21 protein-coding genes and 1 other annotated feature (1 of these 22 only partly in view) are annotated in these 22,518 nt (G+C 28.6%); of the genes, 1 reads left to right on the top strand and 20 read right to left on the bottom strand.

Annotated features, from left to right (window positions below; genetic code table 11):
* Position 1: 1 nt before the first annotated feature.
* From gspE to AB4Y15_RS06305, 4 genes are all read right to left on the bottom strand, one after another.
* Positions 2 to 1,681, bottom strand: coding sequence for a type II secretion system ATPase GspE (gene gspE / locus AB4Y15_RS06320; RefSeq protein ID WP_427339164.1), 1,680 nt, complete (start codon positions 1,679 to 1,681; stop codon positions 2 to 4).
* 61 nt (positions 1,682 to 1,742) lie between these two features.
* The gene (aroE, locus tag AB4Y15_RS06315) at positions 1,743 to 2,618 is read right to left on the bottom strand and encodes a shikimate dehydrogenase (protein ID WP_427339162.1); all 876 of its coding nucleotides are present in this window, start codon (positions 2,616 to 2,618) and stop codon (positions 1,743 to 1,745) included.
* Positions 2,618 to 3,112, bottom strand: a complete 495-nt coding sequence (locus AB4Y15_RS06310; protein WP_427339161.1) for a YqeG family HAD IIIA-type phosphatase — start codon at positions 3,110 to 3,112, stop codon at positions 2,618 to 2,620. The genes aroE and AB4Y15_RS06310 overlap by 1 nt, the downstream gene beginning before the upstream one ends.
* Before the next feature lie 106 nt (positions 3,113 to 3,218).
* Complete coding sequence (locus tag AB4Y15_RS06305) at positions 3,219 to 4,499, bottom strand: aminotransferase class I/II-fold pyridoxal phosphate-dependent enzyme (protein WP_427339160.1); 1,281 nt, start codon at positions 4,497 to 4,499, stop codon at positions 3,219 to 3,221.
* Positions 4,500 to 4,657: 158 nt separating this feature from the next.
* On the opposite strand from AB4Y15_RS06305, the gene AB4Y15_RS06300 reads away from it, so the two are divergent.
* Positions 4,658 to 5,485, top strand: coding sequence for an SDR family oxidoreductase (locus tag AB4Y15_RS06300; RefSeq protein ID WP_427339158.1), 828 nt, complete (start codon positions 4,658 to 4,660; stop codon positions 5,483 to 5,485).
* 38 nt (positions 5,486 to 5,523) lie between these two features.
* On the opposite strand, the gene sigK is transcribed toward AB4Y15_RS06300, so the two are convergent.
* The 16 genes from sigK to alaS all read right to left on the bottom strand — a co-directional run bounded on the left by sigK (position 5,524) and on the right by alaS (position 21,985).
* Positions 5,524 to 6,228: an RNA polymerase sporulation sigma factor SigK gene (gene sigK, locus AB4Y15_RS06295; RefSeq protein ID WP_427339157.1), complete on the bottom strand. Its 705-nt coding sequence runs from the start codon at positions 6,226 to 6,228 to the stop codon at positions 5,524 to 5,526.
* Positions 6,229 to 6,298: 70 nt separating this feature from the next.
* Entirely contained in the window at positions 6,299 to 7,945 is a 1,647-nt protein-coding gene (locus tag AB4Y15_RS06290) for a peptidoglycan D,D-transpeptidase FtsI family protein (protein ID WP_427339155.1), read from the bottom strand.
* Between the two features lie 62 nt (positions 7,946 to 8,007).
* Positions 8,008 to 8,646 (bottom strand): uridine kinase, encoded by a 639-nt coding sequence (gene udk / locus AB4Y15_RS06285; RefSeq protein ID WP_427339154.1) that lies wholly within the window; start codon positions 8,644 to 8,646, stop codon positions 8,008 to 8,010.
* Entirely contained in the window at positions 8,643 to 9,872 is a 1,230-nt protein-coding gene (locus AB4Y15_RS06280; RefSeq protein ID WP_427339152.1) for a peptidase U32 family protein, read from the bottom strand. Before AB4Y15_RS06280 ends, udk begins: the two co-directional genes overlap by 4 nt.
* An 11-nt stretch (positions 9,873 to 9,883) precedes the next feature.
* Positions 9,884 to 10,516: an O-methyltransferase gene (locus tag AB4Y15_RS06275; protein WP_427339150.1), complete on the bottom strand. Its 633-nt coding sequence runs from the start codon at positions 10,514 to 10,516 to the stop codon at positions 9,884 to 9,886.
* A 98-nt stretch (positions 10,517 to 10,614) separates the two neighbouring features.
* Entirely contained in the window at positions 10,615 to 11,649 is a 1,035-nt protein-coding gene (mltG, locus tag AB4Y15_RS06270; protein ID WP_427339149.1) for an endolytic transglycosylase MltG, read from the bottom strand.
* A gap of 124 nt (positions 11,650 to 11,773) precedes the next feature.
* The gene (locus AB4Y15_RS06265) at positions 11,774 to 12,244 is read right to left on the bottom strand and encodes a QueT transporter family protein (protein ID WP_427339148.1); all 471 of its coding nucleotides are present in this window, start codon (positions 12,242 to 12,244) and stop codon (positions 11,774 to 11,776) included.
* Positions 12,245 to 12,269: 25 nt separating this feature from the next.
* The gene (locus AB4Y15_RS06260) at positions 12,270 to 12,623 is read right to left on the bottom strand and encodes a YlbF/YmcA family competence regulator (protein WP_427339146.1); all 354 of its coding nucleotides are present in this window, start codon (positions 12,621 to 12,623) and stop codon (positions 12,270 to 12,272) included.
* A 157-nt stretch (positions 12,624 to 12,780) separates the two neighbouring features.
* Positions 12,781 to 14,448 (bottom strand): ribonuclease J, encoded by a 1,668-nt coding sequence (locus AB4Y15_RS06255; RefSeq protein WP_427339145.1) that lies wholly within the window; start codon positions 14,446 to 14,448, stop codon positions 12,781 to 12,783.
* 150 nt (positions 14,449 to 14,598) lie between these two features.
* A complete protein-coding gene (locus AB4Y15_RS06250) occupies positions 14,599 to 15,036 on the bottom strand; it encodes a Fur family transcriptional regulator (RefSeq protein WP_427339143.1) in 438 nt (145 codons plus the stop codon).
* 109 nt (positions 15,037 to 15,145) lie between these two features.
* On the bottom strand, positions 15,146 to 15,403 hold the full coding sequence (locus tag AB4Y15_RS06245; protein ID WP_427339142.1) for a DUF1292 domain-containing protein: 258 nt from the start codon (positions 15,401 to 15,403) through the stop codon (positions 15,146 to 15,148).
* Positions 15,404 to 15,415: 12 nt separating this feature from the next.
* Positions 15,416 to 15,829 carry a Holliday junction resolvase RuvX gene (gene ruvX, locus AB4Y15_RS06240; protein WP_427339141.1) on the bottom strand — a complete coding sequence of 138 codons (414 nt, stop codon included), beginning with the start codon at positions 15,827 to 15,829 and terminating at the stop codon, positions 15,416 to 15,418.
* Positions 15,830 to 15,841: 12 nt separating this feature from the next.
* The gene (locus AB4Y15_RS06235) at positions 15,842 to 16,792 is read right to left on the bottom strand and encodes an aldo/keto reductase (protein WP_427339140.1); all 951 of its coding nucleotides are present in this window, start codon (positions 16,790 to 16,792) and stop codon (positions 15,842 to 15,844) included.
* Entirely contained in the window at positions 16,764 to 18,956 is a 2,193-nt protein-coding gene (locus AB4Y15_RS06230) for a hypothetical protein (protein WP_427339139.1), read from the bottom strand. The genes AB4Y15_RS06235 and AB4Y15_RS06230 overlap by 29 nt, the downstream gene beginning before the upstream one ends.
* Positions 18,957 to 18,971: 15 nt before the next feature.
* On the bottom strand, positions 18,972 to 19,226 hold the full coding sequence (locus AB4Y15_RS06225; protein WP_427339138.1) for an IreB family regulatory phosphoprotein: 255 nt from the start codon (positions 19,224 to 19,226) through the stop codon (positions 18,972 to 18,974).
* 119 nt (positions 19,227 to 19,345) lie between these two features.
* Positions 19,346 to 21,985: an alanine--tRNA ligase gene (alaS, locus tag AB4Y15_RS06220; RefSeq protein WP_427339137.1), complete on the bottom strand. Its 2,640-nt coding sequence runs from the start codon at positions 21,983 to 21,985 to the stop codon at positions 19,346 to 19,348.
* Between the two features lie 381 nt (positions 21,986 to 22,366).
* Positions 22,367 to 22,518 (bottom strand) — a binding site (T-box leader); it runs 54 nt beyond the window's last position.

Raw genomic sequence — 22,518 nt, 5'->3', positions numbered from 1 at the left:
CCTATTCTATAGTATATGTTACTCTCATTAATTCTTCAAAAGTTGTAATGCCTTCTAAAACTAAATATCTACAATTTTCTCTAAGTGTTATCATACCATTTTTTAATGAATTAATCCTTAAAATATCATTACTAGCATTTTCATCAATAAGCCTTCTTATTTCTTTATCTATAATCATAATTTCATGTATTGCAGTTCTTCCTTTATATCCTGTATTATAACATTGACTACACCCTTTTCCTTTAAAAAGTCTAGTATTTTCATCTATATTAAGACTTTTTATTTCAATCTGGTCAGGTGTATAAGATATTTTACAATTATCACATATTTTTCTTACTAATCTTTGAGAAATAACTCCAACGAGTGATGAAGAAATCAAATATGGTTCTATTCCCATATCAATAAGTCTTGCTACTGTAGACGGAGCATCATTAGTATGCATTGTACTTATTACTAAATGACCTGTTATTGCAGCTCTTACTGCTAACCTTGCCGTCTCTTCGTCTCTAATCTCTCCAACCATGATAATATCTGGATCTTGCCTTAATATCGAACGTAATCCAGTTGCAAATGTAAGTCCTGCTTTATTGTTTATTTGAACCTGGTTTATTCCATCCAACTTATATTCAACCGGATCTTCTAAAGTAATAATATTTTTGTCCATTGAATTTAATTCTCTTAATAAAGCATATAACGTCGTCGTCTTACCGCTTCCTGTAGGTCCAGTAACTAAAATAATACCATTTGGATTTTTAACTATTTTATCGAAACGTAATAAATTTTCATCAATAAATCCTAATTGTTCTTTGTTAAATAAAAAATTCCCTCTATCTAAAAGTCTTATAACTACTTTTTCTCCATAAACTGTCGGCATTGTTGAAATTCGTAAATCTATTTCTCTCCCATCAATATTCATTTCTAGCCTACCGTCCTGCGGTATCCTCTTTTCAGCAATATTCATTTTACCCATAATCTTTATCCTTGTTACTATAGCAGAATGAGTAGATATTGATGGCGACATAATCTCTTGCAATTGGCCATCTATTCTAAATCTTATTCTCAATCTATTTTCAAATGGTTCAATATGTATATCACTTGCTCTACTATTAACTGCTTGTTTGATTATAGAATTAATTAATCTAACTACTGGTGCATTATTTATTTGAGTAATAATTTCCTCGTCAATCTCATTAATGTCATCAACATTATACTGTTTCTTAAAATCTTCTACAGCTTTTTCTGCTATTTCTTTACCATAGTATTGTTCTATTGAATTTAATATGTCCTTTCTGGTTGAAATAACTGGTTCTACATCTAGTCCAGTTGCAATCTTTATATCATCAATAGCGAAAATATTTAGCGGATCGGCCATCGCTACTATAAGTTTATTTCCATCTTTTTTTATAGGAATTAAAGTATGCCGCCTAGCTAATTTTTCCGGTATTATTTTAGGTACTTCAGGGTCTATAAAGTATTTGTCTAAATCCATATGAGGAATCCCAAGCTGGTATTCAAGTACCTCTATTATTTCTCCCTCTTTTATATACCCCTTTTCAACTAGTAACTCTCCTAACTTTTTTCCTGTCTTTTTTTGTTCTTCCAAAGCATTTTTCAACTGTTCTTCTGTTATTTTCCCTGCTGAAATTAACAATTCACCTAAACGAAATTTACTTCTACTCATTGATTTCACCTTCTATATTTATTGGCCGGAATCGCCATAATTTATTTTATCATAAAAATTATTATATAACTTCTCTATTCTCTAACAAAATCCTTTTTTTAATCGTATCTTTCATTTTTTCTATATCTAACTTTCTACCAAGCCATATCTCATCACTTAGTAGAGCTTGATAAATCAGCATGTCTAAACCGCCAATAGCAATCATACCTTCTTTTTTTGCTGATTTAACAAGTTTTGTTTCTAATGGCTTATATATTATATCATATACAATAACATTTTTATTAAATCCATTTATTTCTATTGGCATTTTATCAACTTCTGGATACATTCCTACCGAAGTACAATTTATTAGTACATCAATCTTTTTTAAGTCTATATGTATTTCATTTAAACTACCATAACTAGTTTCTATTTCAGGAAATTTATTTTTAATTTTTTCAATAAGCTTTTTGCTTTTACTAACTGTTCTATTCAATATAGTTAAGCTTTTAACTCCTTCATTTGCAACTGTTAATGATATAGATTGAGCTGCACCACCTGCACCTAAAATTAAAACATTCTTACCTTTTAAAGAAATATTCCTTTCTTCAAATGTCTTTAAAAAACCTAATCCATCTGTATTATATCCTATTAATTTTCCATTATCAATTTTGACAGTATTTACAGCACCTATTAATTCAGATTCATAACTCAACTGATCAATAAAATTTATAATGTCTATTTTATACGGAATTGTTACATTAAAACCTTTAACATTAATCGCTTTAAAGCCATTAATTGCATTTTTTAAATCTTTTTTCTCTATATTGAACGCCATATATACGGCATTTTCTTTTTCATTATCAAATAAATAATTATGTATGCTAGGTGATAAACTCTTAGTAACAGGATTTCCAATTAAACAATAAAGTTTTGTTAGAGAATTAATTTTCATCATCAATTCACCTTCTCAATTTTCTTTAAAATCCTTTTTTCTAATTTCCGAATAATTCTAGTCCAAAAAAATTCTTTCTTGCTAATCGGTACTACTAGAATTGTATAAGCTCCTAATCTATTTCCTCCTAAAATATCAGTAAAAATTTGGTCTCCAATAACAACTGTTTTATCAGGTGTGGTATTCATAAACTTTATTGCTTTTAGAAATGGCTTTTTTCTCGGTTTAGCAGCTCTATGAATTGCATAAACTTCTAAATTTCTATTAAATTTAACGACTCTATCTTTAGTGTTGTTTGAAATAATACAACATTTAAAACCTAATTCTTTTATTCTTTTAAACCAATCGATTATCTCCTCTGATGCATATTCAGTCTCCCATGATACAAGAGTATTATCGATATCGACTATAATTGAATCAATACATCTAGCTTTTAATGATTTTAAATCAATATCGAATATAGTATTTACATATAGATCTGGCAAAAGTTTACTCATTAAATCACCTCTTTCCATTAAATCTAATATAACATATTCACTTCTATTTTTAAAGAAAACTATTAACCTTAAAACTTTGCATAAAAAAAGGGAAGTCAAACTTCCCTTAAATTATCTCCAACTTTTTACCTGCTTTTTCTAACACATCTAAAGTATAATCTAATTGTTCTTTTGTATGTTGAGCCATAATACTTATTCTCAATCTTGAAAGTCTTTTAGGTACTGCTGGATATAAAACTGGATTTACATATACTCCAGCCTCGTGACACATTCTACACATCTCTTTTACTTTATAGTCATCTCCTATAATAATTGGGAATATAGCAGTTTCGGCATTGCCAATATCAAATCCTAAATCTAACAGTCTTTCTCGCATATACTTAATATTTTTCCACAAACTCTCTCTAAGAGATGGTTCATTTTCAATTACATCTAAAGCAGCTATTAATGACCCTGTTACTTGAGGTGTAGGAGCTGTTGAAAACATATAAGTTCTAGAATAATAACGTAGTAACTCAATTAATTCATTATTACTAGCAATAAAACCACCTACACCACCTAAAGCCTTACTAAAAGTCCCTGCTACAATATCCACTTTACCTTCTATATGAAAATATTCAGGAGTACCTCTACCATTTTCACCTATAACACCTGTTGCATGAGCTTCATCAACCATAACATATGCTCCATGAGTATGAGCAATTTCAACAATTTGATCTAGATGTGCTATATCTCCATCCATAGAATAAACACCATCTACTACTACCAATTTTGTCCTATATTTATCTTTAACTCTCTTTAATACCTTTTCAAGTGAATCCATATCATTATGTTTGAAGAATTTTACATTAGTATTCTTACAACCATCTATTATACTCGCATGCACATATAAATCTAATATTGCAACATCCTTCTCTCCTAATAAGGATAATAATGTACCTGCGTTTGAACCAAAACCAGAAGTATAAAGTATAGCTGCCTCACAGCCTTTAAATTTGGCTACCTTTTTTTCAAGTTCAATATGTAAATCTAAAGTTCCACCTAATAATGGTACACTTCCAGCACCTGCTCCATACTTCAATAGTGCTTTCTTACCTGCTTCTATTACTTTAGGATGTTTTGTCAAATTCAAATAATCATTTGAAGCTAAATATATCATTTCTCTTTCTTCACCAGTATATGGATCGATAATTTTCATTACTGGCCCTGAACCAGTTAATGATATTCTTCTGTAGTTTAAATGTCTCTTATTATACATATCTTCTTGAAATAATTTAAACTCTTTAGCTCTTCCCATAATATCTTTGTCTGGTATGTCGTAAAAATCAGCCAAACTTAAATAAGATGAATCTACTTTCTTTCTTATTTTTTCTTCTACTATACTCATTTGCACCCCTCCTAAGATTAATAAATATAATATTCTATAAATTGTAAGTTTTCCCTTCTAGTTAATAAATTTTTTTGCACAAAATTGTGCACAAATAAAAAGGATTTTTTTTCTAATTATAGAATACTTATTGTGTATAGAATAAAGGAGGGAGTTTTGTGAAATACATATATGGAAAAGTTGCACTTGTAGTAGGAGCATCTTCAGGCATGGGCAAAGCATGTGCCGAATATTTAAAAGAACATGGATATATAGTCTATGGTACTTCTAGAAAAGCTACATTCCCTGATTCACTTGCCGAAAATAGAGAAGGAACAATCCAAATGATACCTTTAGATGTGACACAAGAAAAATCTATTAAACAAGCTATAGATTACATAGTAAAAAATGAAGGACAAATAAACGTACTACTTAACTGTGCAGGCTATGCTCTAGGTGGCGCTGTCGAAGATATATCTAATGATGAAGCACATGAAATATTTGATACAAATTTTTTTGGAATGATGTCGGTTATAAGACATGTATTACCTATAATGAGAAAACAAAACAAAGGTCTGATTGTAAATATAAGTTCTGTAGCAGGTTTTATTGCACTTCCTTTTCAATCTATGTATAGTGCAACTAAATATGCAGTAGAGGCAATGACTGAGTGTCTTCGAATGGAAGTTAAACCTTTTGGAATTAAAGTTTCTATGATTGATCCAGGTGATATAAAAACAAATTTTACTTCTTCAAGAAAAACAGCCAAAGCTGCTTTAATTAATCCAGCGTATAAAGAAAGACATAAAAAAGCTGTCGAAACTATGATAAGAGATGAATTAAATGGCCCAGGCCCAGAAGTTGTGGTAAAAGCATTTGCAAAAATATTAAATAGTAAAAATCCACCTGTTAGAATTGTTGTTGGAATTAAATATAAATTCGTAGCGTTACTAAAACGAATTTTACCTGCGAGAGTAGTTGAGTATGTTTTAGAAAAAATTTATTAAAATAGAAAAATAAACACTGTATCTCTGTATACAGTGTTTTATTCGTTATAATTAAGTGCTCTGCTTAACTTTTTTATTGCTCTTTTTTCTATTCTTGATACATATGACCTTGATATCCCAAGCATTTTCGCAATTTCTCTTTGAGTTTTACAGCATCCATTTAATAAGCCATACCTTAACTCAATAATTTGGCGTTCTCTAACTTTCAATATTTTATCCATTTTCTTATAAAGTTTATTTACCTGCATTTTTAAATCTACTTTATCAACAACTTCATCAGGGTCAGTACCTAATATATCTATTAATGAAATTTCGTTCCCTTCTTTATCCATTCCTATAGGATCTTGCAGCGAAACCTCAGATTTAATTTTCTTTGATGAACGTATGCACATCAATATTTCATTATCTATACATTTTGCTGCATATGTCGCTAATCTTGTTCCTTTTTTTCTATCGAAAGTAGTAATTGCTTTTATTAAACCTATTGTTCCTATTGATATTAAATCATCAATTTCTTTACCTGTATTATGATATTTTTTTACTATATGAGCAACTAATCTTAAATTTCTCTCTATCAAAATATTTTTAGCATTATCATCTCCTTGTTCGTATAATCTCAAATACTTGTCTTCTTCTTCAGGAGTTAAAGGATTTGGAAAAGAATTTGTATTAGTTATATAACCAACATATAAAACAACTGGTTTAAGAAGTACTCCTAAAATGGCTAATAAAGTCGTAAACATAAAAAAGCACACCTCCACAAAAGGTCCTACTAGATTATATGTTTTTTAAAATGAAGGTGTGCTAGTACATCTATTTAATTTTTTGTATTTCCTTGGCTATTTTTTCAAATATTGGTGCTGCAGTTTTCCCACCTGAAATACCATTTTCTATTAAAACGGTAATTGCATATTTAGGATTCCTTTTTGGAAAATAACCAGCAAACCATGCATGTATAGTTTTCTTTTTATTATAAACAGCTTGAGCTGAACCAGTTTTACCTGCAGCGCCTCCAATTTCATCCATTGAAATATTTTTAGCTGTACCCATAGTAACCACTTTTTCCATATACCCCTGTATGAGTTTTGCATAATAAGAATCTAAAACTCTTTTTGGCTTATCTCTTTTTATTTTCTTTATAATACGTCCATTTTCAGTTACTAAACTATCCACAATAGACATGTCTTTCATAATGCCATTATTAGCTATTGTAATAATCATATTAGTTATCTGAAGTGGCGTTACTTCAATACTTCCTTGTCCTATTGATATATTCCCTATTACTGGGCCAAGTATATCATCCCCTTCTGGTAAATTGCCCTCAACCTCTTCTAAAAGTCCAATATCAATTGACTCTCCAAACCCAAATTTTTTTGCAGTTTGAATTATCTTTTTAGCTCCTACTGTCTTTCCTATTTGAATAAAAACAGAGTTGCACGAGTTATAAAATGCTTCTTCCAAATCCAGTTCTCCATGTCCACCTGATTTATGCGAATGACAAGCTATTTTAATATTACCTACTTCTTCATAACCTTTACAAAAATATTTTTTATTTAAATCAATCTTTCCGCTTTCTAATGCTGCTGCAAGTACTATTATTTTAAATAGAGAACCTGGAGGATAAGATACTTGTATTGCTTTATTATATAATTCCATATCGTTACTATTAAAGTACTTTGCAACATTTTCTTGATCAAAATTAGGTCTACTAACCATAGCTAAAATATCTCCACTCTTTACATCAGCGACTATTACAGCTCCATTTTTATTTTCTGAATCCATTACTCTTTCTACAACTTTTTGAATATTATAATCAATTGTTAATTTTACACTAGTAGCTTTTTCACTTCTTTTTTTTAGTGTATCTATCACTCCAATGCCTGGTATTAATTTCTTTTTCCCATCAACAACTAAAGCTACTTTTCCATATGAATCATCTAATTTTAATATATTATCAAAAGCTCTCTCGATACCGCTTTTTCCTTTATTTTCACTTTTATTAATATAGCCAATAACATGTGATAATATATTTTTTCTATCGTATCTTTTAATTTTATCTTCGACATAAATTCCTTTTAAATCTTTTAATTTTTTTAGCTCATTAACTTTACTATTTAGTGGAATTTCAATTACATTACCATTGCTTAAAATTGTATATTTTTCAATAGAATTTTTATCGACTAAAGTTTCTAATATTCTTGATAACTTTTTCTCATCGCACATATTTTTAAATATAAACATAGTTTTAATTTTATTTTTATTTGTTAAAGGTATAAAATTTCTATCAAAAATCATACCTCTAGAAGGTTTGATTTGAACTTCTATAGTTCTCTGTCTTATTGCTGCTTGTTTATATTCTTCTCCCTTAATAATTTGAATATAAAATAATCTAGCAACAATTAATCCAAAAATAAATAATACAGTACAATAAAAAAGTATTAATTTTCTTTTTAACTTCATAAAAATACCTCCAACAGATAACTAATATAAGTATTTCCATTATCTACTGGAGGTATAAGTTATTATTTTTGTTTTTGTGCTATTATTGATTTAATTTTTGTAACCATTAAATCTATCGCTACTTTATTATATCCCCCCTCAGGTATAATTATATCAGCATATTTTTTACTAGGTTCAATAAACTGCATATGCGCTGGTCTTACTGTTGTTAAGTACTGTTCGATTACAGATTCCAGTGTTCTGCCTCGTTCTTTTATATCTCTTGTAATCCTTCTAATAATTCTAATATCTGCATCCGTATCGACAAATATCTTTATATCTAGTAGATTTCTTATTCTTTCATCATCTAATATTAGAATTCCCTCTAATATTATTATATCTTTAGGTTCTACTCTCACCGTTTCTTTTTTTCTATTATGTGTCTCAAAATCATAAATTGGTTTCTCAATTGCTTTTCCTTCAAGCAAATCATTTAAGTGTTTAATTAACAAATCATTATCAAAAGCTAGTGGATGATCATAATTAGTTTTTATTCTTTCTTCAAAAGTTAAATGACTTTGATCCTTATAATATGAATCTTGTTCAATAATTACAATATTTTTTTCTGGCAATGAATTAAAAATCTCCTGAGCTACTGTACTCTTACCTGAACCAGTTCCTCCTGTAATACCTATTAGAATTGGTCTTTTCAAATTTATCATTCCTTTCTTAGTTTTCTTATTATATTCCATGGTTCTACTGGTTGATCCATTTTTATTCTTACTATTTGTTGTGGGTGTGGAGCTACTTCAATCTGCTCTCCATTCTCATCCCACATCTTTTCAATTATTTGTGTAAAATGTTCCTTATTAGGACCAAAAATTTCTATTTTATCCCCAACAAACATTCTATTTCGCTGTTCAACAGTTGCGATTTTTGAGTTTTTATCATACTCAAGAATCAATCCTGTAAAATCATAAGTCCTTATATAGGAACTACTTCCATACACTTGATCTTCACCAGTTGGTTTTCCAAAGTAGAACCCTGTTGTAAAATCTCTATGACTAGCCTTTTTAATTTCATCTAACCATTTATCATTATAAACATAATTTTCAGGATCAGCAAGATATTTATCAATAACCATTCTATAAGACCTTACAACAGTTGCTACATAATAAGCACTTTTCATTCGTCCTTCTATCTTAAAGCTACTAATTCCAGCATTTATTAGTTCAGGAATATGCTTTAACATGCATAGATCTTTTGAATTAAAAATATAAGTTCCTCTCTCATCTTCAAATACTGGAAAATACTCGCCCGGCCTTTTCTCTTCCATAATATAATATTTCCATCTACAAGGATGAGCACACTCTCCTCTATTTGCATCTCTAAATATCATATAATTACTTAACAGACATCTACCAGAATAAGATATACACATAGCCCCATGAATAAAAGCTTCTATTTCTAAATCATCAGGTGTTTTATCAATTATTTCTTTAATTTCTTTTAAAGATAACTCTCTTGCTACGACTATTCTTTTAATTCCTTGCTTATACCAATAATTTGCTGTATAATAATTTGTCGTATTTGCTTGAGTACTTAAGTGAATTTCGAAATCAGGCGCTACATCCTTTACAAGACTAAACACACCTGGATCCGATACAATTACAGCATCCACTTCCATTTTATATAAATCTTTAATATATTCTTTTAAACCTTTAAAATCTTCATTATGTGGTATTATATTTAATGTTACATAGACTTTTTTTCCTCTCTTATGAGCAAATTCTAAACCTTGTTTTAATTGTTCAATATTAAAATTTCTAGCTCCAGCCCTTAACCCAAATCTTTCCCCTCCAAGATAAACAGCATCTGCACCATAAATTATTGCCATCTTAAGTTTCTCTAAATCACCAGCTGGTGCTAGTAATTCCGGTTTTTTCATCATTTTACCTCCTATCCTTTTTTAATTGTCAAAGCAATGCCATCACCAATAGGTATAATACTCGTTTCGAGAATTGGAGTATTACATATGTATTTTAAATACTCTCTCATTCTTCTAACTATTGTTTTTTTCCTTCTTATTACTAAATCATCATTAGCAACCATTCCTTTAAAAAGTACATTATCTGAAATTATAACTCCTCCGTCATTTAGATTTTCTATGCAATAAGGTAAAAATTCCATATATTTACCTTTAGCTGCATCTAAAAAAATTAAATCAAATTTATCTTTTATATTGGGTAAAATTTCCTGTGCTTCACCATGTAATACTTTTATCCTATTATCCAAACCAGCTCTTTTTAAATTCTCCTTTGCCAATTTTACCATATCTTCTCTTCTTTCTATTGTTATTATTTCACAATCTTTTTTAGAAGCTTCTGCCATCACTATAGCAGAATAGCCTATAGCCGTACCAATTTCTAAAATTCTATTAGGATTTTTTATCTGTATTATCACTCTAATGAACTGTGCAACTTCAGGATGTATTATTGGTACATTATAATTCTTAGCATAATCCTCAAGTGTTTTTAAAACATCTGAACTTTTAGGCAAAACGCTCCTTATGTATTCTTGTATGTAATCCATATTTATACTACACAAAACTATCTCCCCTTACAATTAATATTACACAAATAATACGTGGCTAATATACCACGTATTATTTTCTCTAATCTTAAAATTTATTACTTGTTTTTATTTTTGGCATTTATATGCTCATTAAAAGTTTTTGAAAAAGTATGACTTCCATCTTCATTAACTACAAAAAACAAATAATCAACATTAGCCGGTTCTACAGCTGCTTCTATTGATTTTATACCAGGCGATGCAATAGGTCCTGGTGGAAGACCTTTATACAAATAAGTGTTATATTTAGAATCAATCTTTAAGTCATCATAAGTTAGTTTTTCTTTTCTTTCCCCTAATACATATTGAACTGTTGCACATGATTGTAGTAACCAACCTTTTTTTAATCTATTGTGAAATACAGCTGATATTAAAGGTCTTTCACTATCTAATTTAGCTTCTCTTTCTATAATTGATGCTAGTGTAATTACTTCATTCATCGTCAAATTTAACTTTTTCGCTTTATCTTTAATTTTATCATTATAAACTTGATCAAATCTAGTTAACATTTTATTAATAATATCTTCTTCTTTAGCATCTTTATAAACCTCATATGTATCAGGAAATAGATAGCCTTCTAAGGTCGATCCTTCTGGAAGTTCATTAAGAAAATCAAACTTCTTCTTAAATAATGAAACGTTATTACAAAGTTCTAAAAATCTTTCTTTATTAACTAAATTTTGTTTGCTAAGTTTTTCTGCAATCAATGATAGTTCATAGCCTTCTGGTATTGTAAATGTTACAGTCTCTTTAGAACTACCTTTAACTAAAGTATCTATAATCTGATATAAATCCATTTTATTATTTAGTGAATATTCGCCAGCCTTTAACTTTCCATCAACTTTTTTCATTCTAACAATAATTCTAAAAATATATTTATTCCTAATTAACGAATTTTCTTCTAGTATTTCTGCAATTTTTGTAGTAGTACTACCCGAAGGAATTTTTATAGTAATATCGTAAAAATCACCTTTAATATTTACAGGTTTTATTTGCTCTTTAATATAAATCGTAATTATAAAGATAACTAAAATAAAAAATATTAAGCCTAATTTAATCCCTTTATTTCTACTTTTAATTAGGGCTTTAGCCATAGCTTGTCCCCCTTTATTTTACTCCTTTAATTATATAATTTTATGCTTCTTTTTACAAGGTGTAATAATAAAATCTCCATTTCTATTTATTAAAAAAAGCGGATAAACCGCTTTATATAAATTTTTATTTTATTGTTCTTTCATAAACATATAAAACAATATTTCCAAACAATCCTACAGCAATCAATTCTCCCAAAGCAATCGTTGCAACAGTAGGCCAATAAGGCATATTAAAAAAATAAGAAACCCATAATGAAACAACAATCCCATTCAAAACAACTGGAGGTAACATTCCTAGAAATTTATTAGGCATTTTACTCGTTAAAAATGCTGCAATCAATGTAACTAAACTTCCACCTATAATATCTATTAAACCAAAACCTGAAGTAAAAGTTAGAATAAAATTTGCAATCAAACATCCAATAAAAACCCCAGGTATTGCAGCTGTTTCTACTAACGGTAATAATACCAACGCTTCTGCTACTCTTATCTGTATAGGTCCAAAAGCTAATGTACCAAATGGTATTTCTAATGCTACAAGTATGACATATAAAGCAGCAATTACACTTGCTTTAGTTAAAAATCTTGTATTCATCAGAAACCTCCTTAGTTACCCTTTGTTATCTTTTGATATCTTCAATTCCCAAATCTATATTTATAGATTCTCCCAAAATTTTATAAATATCATTCATCATTTGCCCAAATCTCATTTCTGCCATAAAGTATTCATGTATAACAGGATTACTCATAATTATCTCCTCTAACTTTTTAAGTTGTTCTAATTTTTCTTTAGATACTTCTTTACCTGTCATCTGCTCCATTTGAATTTCCATAGTTCTTTTCCTAAAATCTATAACCATTTCTTTTGTCTTTTCGTTTGCAAAAACTTTTTCTTGTTTTTTCATATATTCTTTATATTCCTCTGAATTTTTAATTGCTCTAGCTAAATTGTGAGCTGCATCATAAACATTCATAAAATCACTCCTTTTAAAGTAATTTTTTAATATACAATCCATTATATGTATAAAAATAATATCTGTTATATATATAAAATCAAAATATCTACACAGCCAAGATAAAATTACTCCTATATACTAAATTAGCAAAATGCCGCAGCAATAAGCCACGACATTAAACTTCCATTATTATAGGTAAAATCATAGGATTTCGTTTAATTTTACTATATAAAAAGTTTCTTAGCTCATCTTTAATACTAGCTTTTAAAGTAGCCCAGTCAGTAATATGATTTTTCTCACATTCAGCTAAAACAGCTCTAATTTTCTCTTTAGCTTCTTCCATTAAATCTTCAGATTCTCTTACATAAACAAAACCTCTTGAAACTATATCTGGACCTGCTATTACCTTACCGTTTTCCTTACTAATTGTTACTACTACTACAATCAATCCATCTTCAGACAAATGTTTTCTGTCTCTAAGTACAATATTACCAACATCACCTATTCCAAGACCATCAACTAAAATATTACCTGCAATTACTTGTTGCCCAAATTTCCCTTTATCTTTTGTGAATTCAATTACTGAACCGTTTTCTGCAATAAAAATATTCTCTCTTGGCATTCCTAATTCTTCTGCCAATTGAGCATGCTGCTTCAGATGTCTATATTCGCCATGCACTGGGATAAAAAACTTTGGCTTTAATAAAGTATGTATTAATTTCAACTCTTCTTGACAAGCATGCCCCGATACATGAACATCAGCTAGTGTTTCATAAATCACATCAGCACCTTTTTTGAAAAGCTGATTTATTACTTTAGCTACCATTTTCTCATTACCAGGTATCGGTGTTGCAGAAATAATTACTAAATCTCCAGGCATTAGTTCCATTTTTTTATGTTCGGAAGATGCTATTCTTGATAAAGCTGACATCGGCTCTCCTTGACTACCTGTTGTTATAACTACTATCTCATTGTCTGGGTACTTATCTATTTCATTAATATCTATTAATACTCCATCTGGTAAATCTAAATATCCTAGATCCTTTGCAACATTAACTACATTAACCATACTCCTACCAGATACAGCTACTTTTCTATTAAACATAATTGCTGCATTAATAACCTGCTGTATTCTATGTATATTTGATGCAAAAGTAGCTACAATTATTCTTTGTTTTGCTTTCATAAAGATATCATTAAAAGTATCACCAACAGTTTTTTCTGACATTGTATAACCTGGTCTTTCTACATTCGTACTTTCAGCCATTAAAACTAATACACCTTTTTGACCTAATTCCGCAAATTTATGCAAATCAATAACCTCTCCATTTATAGGTGTATAGTCTATTTTAAAATCTCCAGTATGTACTACAATACCTACAGGAGTATGTATTGCTAAAGAAACTGAATCTGGAATACTATGATTATTTCTTATAAACTCTACATTGAAACATCCTAATTTTACTGATTTTCCAGGTTTTACAACGTTTAACTTTACGTTTTTTATATTATGCTCCCTTAGCTTGTAATCTACAAGTCCTAAAGTTAACTTCGTACCATAAATAGGGACATTAATCTTTTTCAATATATAAGGTAAAGCTCCTATATGATCTTCATGTCCATGCGTTAAAACTATACCTCTTACTTTCTCTCTATTTTTCAAGAGATAAGTTATATCAGGTATTACTACGTCTATTCCTAACATTTCATCTTCTGGGAATATTAGTCCGCAATCAATAACTATAATGTCATTATTATACTCTATTACTGTTATATTCTTACCTATTTCAAACAAACCGCCCAATGGAATAATCTTTAACTTATTTAACGTCTTTTTCGACACCCTATCACACTCCTCGTTTATGTTTCTTATAAAGCATTAACTCATATGCTATCATAATCATATTACGTTCATTAAATATTTTAACCAAAAAATATATTTACTTTTAATTAATCTTCAATCTTAATGAAAAAATAAATCCCTCTATGGGATTTATTTTTTACAATCTTTACAGTACCCAAAAAATTTCAAGTTATGGTCTACAATTTTAAATTCCCCACTCTTTTCAATCTCTTCTTCTAATGTTTCCAAAAGATCTAATTGAACTTCTATAACCTTACCACAATTTAAGCAGATTAAATGATGATGTTGGTGATCGCCACTATTAGTATTCAATTCATATCTACTACAACCATCATTAAAGTTTAATTTATAAATTATATTTAATTCCTCAAATAATTGCAAAGTTCTATAGACAGTAGCTAAACCTATCTCAGGAAATTTCCCTCTAACTCTTTCATATATTTCTTCTGGGCTTAAATGTTTCCCTTGATTTTCTAAAATTACATCAAGTATAATTCTTCTTTGTGTTGTTAATTTATAGCCTCTTTCCTTAAGTTGTTCTTTTAAACTTTCTATCAAATTTTCCATCACTTCACCTGCTTTTCTTATTCTATATATTAGTCTATAACTATATTATGGAAAAGTCAACAAATATGTTAATTTAAAATTTCAATAGTTTAATATAAGTTTTATAATTTTAAATTATCTCATCTATAATAGCTTCATATACAGCTACAGCATCATCAAACTCTGATTTATCTTCTATATTTACCAAAATCATATTGCCATCCTCGTCATATTCAATTTTTAATATATAAGCTTCGTCCTCCTCTTCATTAACAGGAAGCAAAACAGCATATTCTCTATCTTCAATATCAAATGTAGCTATCACCTCAAATTCTATTTCATTGCCCTCATCATCAATAAGTATTATTGTCTCGTGTTTATCTGTCATATTATCACCTTCCTATCGTATTTTATCTAAATAAGATTGTAAAATAAAAACAGCAGCTAATTTATCTATAACATTTTTTCTTTTTTTTCTGCTTACATCAGCATTAATTAGTGTCTTTTCAGCAATTACAGTTGTTAACCTTTCATCTTGAAATACTATATTAACTTTAAATCTTTCTTTTATTTTTTCTGCAAATTTAATAACTTTTTCACTTTGTAAGCCCAATGAATTATTCATATTTTTAGGTAAACCAATTACTATTTCATTAACTCCGTAATGATTAATAATTTCTTCTAATTCATTCAAATCACTCTTAATACTTTTCCTTTTAATTGTTTTTACACCTTGTGCCGTTAAGCACAAGGGATCGCTAACTGCTACTCCAATAGTCTTATCCCCAACATCAAGCCCTAATATCCTTTTCATACATACCTCCATTTATATTACTTTTATACAAAACTCTGGACATACTGCTGCACAATACCCACAAAAAATACATTTATTCGTAACTGCTCTGGCTTTACCTTCTAAAATTTCAATTCCGCCATGTTTACATGTTTCAACACATTTTTTACATCCTATACACCAATCCTGAACTATAAGTCTTCTAGTCTTCTTACCTAGTCTTTCCTTTAAAAATTTTGGTATATTCCCTTTTTCTAACAAATTAACATTCGCATCAACTTCATCAATTGATTGCATGCCTATAGCTATCGAATGAAGATATGGTATATTTTTAACATATTCAAAAGCTTCTTCTACTCTATTTATTAAATGTCCACCACCTAAAGGTTTCATTCCATATATACCAATACCTTTTTCATACGCTTTCTTTATAGCATTAATCATTTCTTCTGAATTTCCATCTTGTATTCCTAAACCAAACTTATTAATTATAGGATGTATAACTTCAATCTCTTCAAATTTCAACGAATCTAATACACCTCTTACTCTATGTGTTGAAATTCCAAAAGCTCTTATCAGTCCTTTTTCTTTAGCTTTTAAAAAATATTCAATTGCTTCATAATGACCTCTGATTGTATGTTCACTTTCTTGTTCATGTAGTAAAAAAATATCGATATAATCAGTTTCTAATTTCTCTAGTGCATTCAAAAGGCTTTTTTCTGCAGTTTCTCTTGAATAAGAATAAGATTTTGTTGCTATAATATACTTTTCTCTTGGTATAGTTTTTAGCGCCTCTTTAATATATTCATAATTGTCATATAATTCAGCTGTATCTAGAAAATTAATTCCACGCTCATAAGCATATTTTATTATATTAGCACCTGTATCAATAGGTAAATTAGCTTGAAGTGGGCCTATTGTTAAAGAACCAAAGCATATCCTTGATACCTTAATATTAGTTTTCCCAAGATTTCTGTATTCCATTATGCCACATCCTCAACTCTGATATTGTTAAGTACATTAGAGCAGTTACATTTAATAAAAGTATTAAAGCCGCTATAACAACTCCAGAGTCATTTAAAAGCAACCCAAAAATTGCACTAAGTATAGAACATTTAAATCCAAAAGCTATGTTTTTATTTTTAATTAAAATCTTTTTTACAATATTTTTTTGAGTTATTAATAAAATCATAAATAATATAATATTTATTCGAAGTGATTCACCCCAAATAGAAACTTTAAATAATTTAACATTCATCAGTAACTTTCTAAGTATTATATTATAAATATAGTTAATATCTCCAGATAATATCCTGTTAAGAAAACTATCTATATGCGTTGTATTATTACTTAATATAGCATTAGTAACTATAATTATAGAAATAACAGATAATAACATCAATAATACTTTTACTATATTAAAATAATTCTTTTTAACTTTTAAAAAATCATTAAACATTATGTAGACTAATATAAATGCTAAGGTCAAACCTCCTCCTAGATTTGCTCCAAAATTTGAGCTTATTAATAAATATGTATTAAAGATAAGCAGTATATATAAAAATAATTTGTTCAGTTTATTTTTAAATATAAAAGTAATCGTAGTAAATAGTGAGAAAATCAGAATACCTACTAACTCATTACCTATCCCATAATATCTAGCACCTATTATTGGATCATACCCAATAATAGACATTTTAGCTAATTCACAATTTGTAAAAAGGTCTATTAGAATTGTTATATAAGTTAAAACACCAACAAACTGCAATTTACGTTCAGAATTAAAAGCTAAAGCTAACATCAATATAAAAAAAGATATTATACTTATATATTTTACATATTTCCAAGTATCCATTATATTGTAACTTGATACAATTAAAAAGACAAGAGGTATAATAATTATTAACATAAGTATTAATTTAATAATCCGTAATAGTTTTTTTGTTAGTAGCCCTTTAAATAACAAAATAAAAATTACAATTATAATAAAAATCATTTCACTAATTACATAGAATTTCAAAGACTGTTTTCTAATATTTGAAACAAATTTAATTTTATAACTTAATTGCTTAACAAATGCTAAATTATCACTATATTCTTTAAATTCAATATCAGTCCCAGTAAAATCTTTGTAATCAACACCTAAATATTTTGTAATTGAAGGAGCAATATCTATATTAGATACAATACCTTTTCTTTTTGTAGTTTTTGAAAACAAAACCCCTTTTTTAGGTATTCCATCGCCCCAAAATACTAAAGGTGTTAACTCACTAGCATTTTCTATCTTATCATCTCCCATATTGGGGCTTATTATTATAAGTCTTGTTGAATTTCTATTAATGATATTTACTAAATGTCCTATAAACTCATCAGCTTTTTTCAATATTTTTTCTCTATGTAAAGAATACATTATATCTGTTAAATTATCTCTATAAAAATATAACCTATCCAGGTCGCCTGTTTCAATAATTACTAGTGAGGCTTTATCATTCAAATCCTTTAATTCTCTTAATATTTTTTTATAGTTAGTACGTATTCCATATGGATATAAATCATCTTTAATTAAAATATTATCTACATCTCCATAATCTATAAGTCCTCTAAAATCAACAGCAATTAGACAATTTGTCCTAATAATATTATCAGCAGTATCTGAATTTCCAAATACTGCTGTTTTTAAACCTTTTTTATGCAAAGCGTAACCTAACGCTCCAATTTTAGCGTTAAATTTGTTCTTTTTATTTAATTCGTTAAGTTTTATAATTTCAGTATTAACAATCTGATATTTTTCTGGTATAATTCCTAACCTTCTCTTATAAATTTTAGATATATTATTATTCAAATTATAACTTTTTGAATTTGAATATGTTGCACTAACCCTTCCAGAGGCATTAATAGTTGCATAGGATTCTGCCCCTTTATATCTATACAAACCTCTTGTATTCATTATACCTATGCTTCCATCTTTGATTAAAGCATGCAGGTTGTCCATATATTTCAAATCTTCAAATGTTAGTCTATTTAAAATTACCATAATTACTTTTTTTCTTTCATCAGACTCAGAAATTGAAAAGCTTTTTTCACATATTATTAGTATAATAACTATAATTAAAATTCTAAACAAGTTCTTTCTTAACGTTTTTAACAAAACAATCGCTCCATTTTAGCTTTCTAAATAGTTTTTTAATAATTCTTCTAACAATTCATCTCTTTCTAGCTTTCTAATTAAAGTTCTTGCATTTTTATGACTTGTAATATAAGTTGGATCGCCAGAAAGTATATAACCTACCATTTGATTTATCGGATTATATCCTTTCTCTTTTAGGGCATTGTATACACTTATAATTATCTTTCTAGCTTCAGTAACATTCTCCTTTTCTACATTAAACTTTACAGTATGATTTATTATCTCTTTCACAACAGCACCTCCCTTTTATTTATATCATATATTCTACAATTATATACATATTCCTTTAAATTTATAATTATTATGGTGAAAACCTGACCCGTAAAGGGTCAGGAGTACATGCTTAAAAGTTATGATAATTGCTCTTTTACTATATCTACAACTTTTGATAAAGCAATATCTATTTTAGATACATCCTTTCCACCTGCTTGGGCCATATCCGGTCTACCACCTCCACCACCACCAGTTTCTTTCGCCACTTCTCTAATTATATTTCCTGCATGTATGCCTTTTGAAACTAAATCTTTTGTAGCCATAGCAACAAATGAAATTTTATCATTTTTAACTGAACCCAAAACAACTAAAACAGATTTCATTTTATCTCTAATTCTATCACCTAATTGCCTTAATTCATTTATACCCATATCGTCTATTCTTTTAACTATCAAGTTCAATCCATTAACTTCAATTTTTTCATTAATAATGTCATTTACTTTTGAACTTGCTATTTTGGATTTAAGATTATTAATCTCTTTTTCCAATAATTTATTTTCTTCAATTAAAGCTTTTGCTTTATCTAAAATTTCTTTTTTATTTGTTTTAAGTAGTTCTGTTAACGAATTTATTTTCTTTTCCATATCATTTAGATATTCAAAAACTTTTATACCTGTTATTGCCTCTATTCTTCTTATACCAGATGCTACTCCACTTTCGCTTACAATTTTAAACATACCAATTTGACTTGTATTATTAATATGAGTACCACCACATAATTCTAGAGAATAATCACCCATTTTTACAACTCTAACTTTTTCACCATATTTTTCATCAAATAAAGCCACTGCTCCCATTTTTATAGCTTCATCTAAAGGAACTTCAAAAGTATCTACATTTAATGACTGCAATATCTTCTCATTAACTAATTTTTCTATTTCTTCAAGTGTATTTTTATTTAATCCTTCAAAATGTGTAAAATCAAATCTCAATCTATCAGGTTCTACTAAAGAACCAGCTTGATTTACATGTTCACCTACAATATCTTTTAAGGCTCTGTGTAAAAGATGTGTAGCAGAATGATTCCTTGCCGCATCTAGTCTCTTTTTCTCATCTACAATAGCTTCTACTTTATCTCCTTCTGAAACTTCGCCATCTTTTACAACTACTTTATGAAGAATAACACCTTTGCTACCTTTCTTGGTGTCAAAAACCTCACATTTAAAATTATTATTTAATAATTCACCTTTGTCTCCAATCTGTCCTCCACTTTCAGGATAAAAAGGTGTTTCTTTTAAAACTAAAATACCTTCTTGTCCTTTTTCAAGCTTTTTGACCACTTTATTATCTTTAATAATACTTAATACTTCCGTTTCTAGTCTAATATTATTATATCCTTTAAAAACAGTTTTTTCTTTATTAATATCAAATCCTTCTATATCTATATCCCAAGCTTGACTATCTTTCTCAGCTCTTGCTTTTCTTGCTCTTTCTCGTTGTTTATCCATTTCTCTGTTAAATCCTATTTCATCTACTGTTAAACCTTCTTCTTCTAATATTTCCCTAGTTAAATCTAATGGAAAGCCATAAGTATCATATAATTTAAATGCACTTTCACCATCTAATTTAGTTTCTCCTCTATTTTTAATCTTTTCTATATACTCTCTTAAAATATTAATACCTTGATCAATTGTTTCATTAAATTTATCTTCTTCTATATCAATTACATTCTTAATCTGAACCTGTCTTTCTTTCAATTCTGGATAGATCTCTTTCCAGTTTTCAATAACCACATTAGACAACCTACTCAAGAACTTTTCATTTATCCCTAATAGTTTTCCATGACGAGCAGCTCTTCTAATTAATCTTCTTAAAACATAACCTCTTCCTTCATTACTTGGTAATACACCATCTCCTACTAAGAAAGTAATAGCCCTTATATGGTCAGTAATTACCCTTATTGAAGTATCGTTCTTATAATCCTTTCCGTAAACTACACCGCTTATTTCTTCCACTTTATTCAATATACTTTTAATTGGTTCAATTTCAAAAATATTATTCGCTCCTTGAATTACTGCTGTTATTCTTTCAAGACCCATACCAGTATCTATATTAGGGTTTGGTAAATCTTTGTAATTACCATTCTCATCTTTATCAAATTGAGAAAATACTAAATTCCAAACTTCTACATATCTATCACAATCACATCCAGGTTTACAATCATCTTTACCACAACCGTACTTTTCTCCTCTATCTACATAGATTTCAGAACAAGGACCACAAGGTCCAATCTCTAATTCCCAGAAATTATCTTCTTTACCTAATCTAATTATCCTATTACTGTCAATACCTATAATCTTATTCCATATTTCAAAAGCTTCGTCATCTTTATAGTAAACTGATACCCACAATTTGTCTTCAGGTATTTGTAGTCTCTCAGTTATAAATTCCCATGCCCATTTAATTGCTTCTTCTTTGAAATAATCTCCAAATGAGAAATTTCCTAACATTTCGAAGAAAGTTGCATGTCTATCAGTTTTACCAACATTTTCTATATCACCAGTTCTAACACATTTTTGACAAGTTGCCATTCTTTTTCTTGGTGGTTCTTCTTTCCCTACAAAGTATGGTTTTAAAGGTGCCATTCCAGCATTTATAAGCAGTAAACTTTTATCATTTTTAGGAATTAATGAATAACTTGGCACTACAAGATGTCCTTTTTCTCTGAAAAAGTTTAAAAACTCACTACGTATTTCATGTAAACCTAATTTTTTCATTTAGTTCACCCTTTCTTTAAATTTTATATTATTTATTATAATATCATATGGATTAAAACAAAATCTTTGTTTAAAAATCAGTAACATGTAAATTTTGTTGAAATCCATTATGGAAATTATATTTTAAAATTATCAACAATTTAATAAAGTTTATAATTTCCTATGGATTAGAACAAAATCTTTGATTAAAATAATTAAGGAAGATTTTGTTGAAATCCGTAAACGGAAATTATATTTGAATTTATTCACAATTTAAAGTAGTTTATAACGACTCTGGCATGTAAACATGCCAGACAAAGTTTCAATAAAATCAACATTAATTTTTTTAATATGGGATTTTATTATAATTTCCTATGGATTATAAAAAAACTCGCCCCTTAAATTAGGGACGAGAGAAGAACCCGCGGTACCACCCTACTTACCATAAAGTCGCTCAAATATGATAACGGAATAACCGTAGACCTCTACTATAATTTCAAAGTCTCAACTTAAGGGCTGCTTCAGTACACTCGTCTAAATACCTTCCAGCCATG

This window comes from Caloranaerobacter longqiensis (assembly GCF_050286925.1).
Classification (GTDB): Bacteria; Bacillota; Clostridia; order Tissierellales; family Thermohalobacteraceae; genus Caloranaerobacter.
This window is presented reverse-complemented; position numbering and strand designations above follow the sequence as displayed.

Bases quoted from the DNA above. Each gene is read 5' to 3' on its own strand.
- AB4Y15_RS06305 (WP_427339160.1), bottom strand. From the start codon at position 4,499: ATGAGTATAGTAGAAGAAAAAATAAGAAAGAAAGTAGATTCATCTTAT.
- AB4Y15_RS06280 (WP_427339152.1), bottom strand. From the start codon at position 9,872: ATGAAAAAACCGGAATTACTAGCACCAGCTGGTGATTTAGAGAAACTT.
- sigK (WP_427339157.1), bottom strand. From the start codon at position 6,228: ATGTTTACGACTTTATTAGCCATTTTAGGAGTACTTCTTAAACCAGTT.
- AB4Y15_RS06290 (WP_427339155.1), bottom strand. From the start codon at position 7,945: ATGAAGTTAAAAAGAAAATTAATACTTTTTTATTGTACTGTATTATTT.
- AB4Y15_RS06310 (WP_427339161.1), bottom strand. From the start codon at position 3,112: ATGAGTAAACTTTTGCCAGATCTATATGTAAATACTATATTCGATATT.
- AB4Y15_RS06275 (WP_427339150.1), bottom strand. From the start codon at position 10,516: ATGGATTACATACAAGAATACATAAGGAGCGTTTTGCCTAAAAGTTCA.
- AB4Y15_RS06265 (WP_427339148.1), bottom strand. From the start codon at position 12,244: ATGAATACAAGATTTTTAACTAAAGCAAGTGTAATTGCTGCTTTATAT.
- AB4Y15_RS06235 (WP_427339140.1), bottom strand. From the start codon at position 16,792: ATGGAATACAGAAATCTTGGGAAAACTAATATTAAGGTATCAAGGATA.
- aroE (WP_427339162.1), bottom strand. From the start codon at position 2,618: ATGATGAAAATTAATTCTCTAACAAAACTTTATTGTTTAATTGGAAAT.
- gspE (WP_427339164.1), bottom strand. From the start codon at position 1,681: ATGAGTAGAAGTAAATTTCGTTTAGGTGAATTGTTAATTTCAGCAGGG.
- udk (WP_427339154.1), bottom strand. From the start codon at position 8,646: ATGATAAATTTGAAAAGACCAATTCTAATAGGTATTACAGGAGGAACT.
- AB4Y15_RS06245 (WP_427339142.1), bottom strand. From the start codon at position 15,403: ATGACAGATAAACACGAGACAATAATACTTATTGATGATGAGGGCAAT.
- AB4Y15_RS06260 (WP_427339146.1), bottom strand. From the start codon at position 12,623: ATGAATGTTTATGATGCAGCTCACAATTTAGCTAGAGCAATTAAAAAT.
- alaS (WP_427339137.1), bottom strand. From the start codon at position 21,985: ATGAAAAAATTAGGTTTACATGAAATACGTAGTGAGTTTTTAAACTTT.
- mltG (WP_427339149.1), bottom strand. From the start codon at position 11,649: ATGGCTAAAGCCCTAATTAAAAGTAGAAATAAAGGGATTAAATTAGGC.
- AB4Y15_RS06250 (WP_427339143.1), bottom strand. From the start codon at position 15,036: ATGGAAAATTTGATAGAAAGTTTAAAAGAACAACTTAAGGAAAGAGGC.
- ruvX (WP_427339141.1), bottom strand. From the start codon at position 15,829: ATGAAAAGGATATTAGGGCTTGATGTTGGGGATAAGACTATTGGAGTA.